This window comes from Acholeplasma sp. ORD1043, assembly GCF_057808485.1.
Map to the genome: position 1 here is coordinate 1 of NZ_JAQLOJ010000025.1, position 1,602 is coordinate 1,602.

Annotated in this window: 1 protein-coding gene; it reads left to right on the forward strand. The window is 31.0% G+C overall.

Annotation, left to right across the window (positions count from 1 at the left end):
- Window positions 1–236 precede the first annotated feature (236 nt).
- On the forward strand, window positions 237–1,454 hold the full coding sequence (locus PG914_RS06875; protein WP_488823089.1) for an ISL3 family transposase: 1,218 nt from the start codon (window positions 237–239) through the stop codon (window positions 1,452–1,454).
- Window positions 1,455–1,602: the final 148 nt, after the last annotated feature.

Genomic DNA, 1,602 nt, shown 5'->3' on the forward strand with positions numbered 1-1,602 from the left:
AAGTTATTTAAAATAGATGGTGGTTGAAGTATACCTATCAAATAGATGGTGCTCACCACCATTATCTTTAAAGGGCAAAATTAATGAATAAAAAATGAAGACCTTCGCTTATGTTAAAATTCAGGTAATAGCCAAAATTTAATAAGGAGGTCTTCGTGTTTAATGATATCATAAAAATATTGAATTTAGAATATTTAAAGGATCGCATTTTAACTATAGAAACAACATCTACACCAATGGAACTGACCTATCATATCGTATTTAAAAAGGGTGATTATAATTGTGTCAGGTGTAGTGATTCAAGTGTCAAAATACATAGTTACAGAGATAAAACAATCACACATAGTATATCAACGAATCATAAATGTTACATCAAATATAAAGCCAGACGTTATCAATGTCGTACATGTTTAAAGGTGTTTTATGAACATAACCCATTTTCAGCAAAGCATCACAAGATTAGTGTTTATACTAAATTAGCCATCTTAGAACAGTTAAAATCACATACCCAAACCTATTCATCTATAGCAAAACAATTTAATATATCCACGCAATCCGTGATTAATATATTTGATGATCATGTGGAAGCAAAACGTCGCAGATTACCTAAAGTCATCTGTATAGATGAATTCTTCAAATCTAAGGGTAGTAAATATAAATACGCTTTATTGATGTATGATTTCACCGAAAACAAAGTCATTGACGTTCTAACTACGAGACATAAATATTATGTAAATGAGCAACTTTTACGAATTCCAATAGCTGAAAAAGATAATGTTGAAATATTCATCATTGATATGTGGACAACATATCGAGATATCATCAAGGAACGCTTCCCAAAAGCAAAAATAGCGGTGGATTCATTTCATGTCATCCGAACATTAAATGAACATATTAAACGTATACGTATTGATATTATGAATAAGTATTACAAACAATCCTCACAACTGATTCACAATGATATGTATTATTATATGTTGAAAAAGTTCAGCTACTTTTTCGTCAAAAACTATGAGGATATTTATAATGGGTACATCCTCATACCAAAACTTCATGCCAAGTGGCATAAGTCGACAATCAGAGATTATTTATTGAATATTGATGACAATTTAAAAGCTGCTTATTTACTTAAAGAAAAGTATCGCCTATTTAACTTAACTGCAGATTATGAAACCTGTGATGAAAAATTAACAGAATTAATTTATGAATTTAGAAATGATAAGCAGCCTTTATTCAGAGCGTTTGGTCGAATGATCAGTACTTGGAAAACAGAGATTAAAAATTCATTTATTAAAGTTGATGGACGTAGAGTTTCTAATGGCCCAATTGAAGGTGCAAACTCAAGGATTAAAACGCTCATTAAAACAGCAAATGGCTTTAAAAACTTCCATCGTACAAGAAACCGTATCATGTACTGTCTCAATCAAGATATACCTATAAAACTAATAAAATAAATGTATATTTTGGCTATTAAAAAGGCACTCCTTTGAAACCGGAGTGCCTGTCTTATTTAAGTGACCACCAACATCTTTAAAGGGTGTTTTGACCACCATCCTTTTGAAAGCGGTGTTTAGTCTAAACCACCATCTATTTTAAAGGACC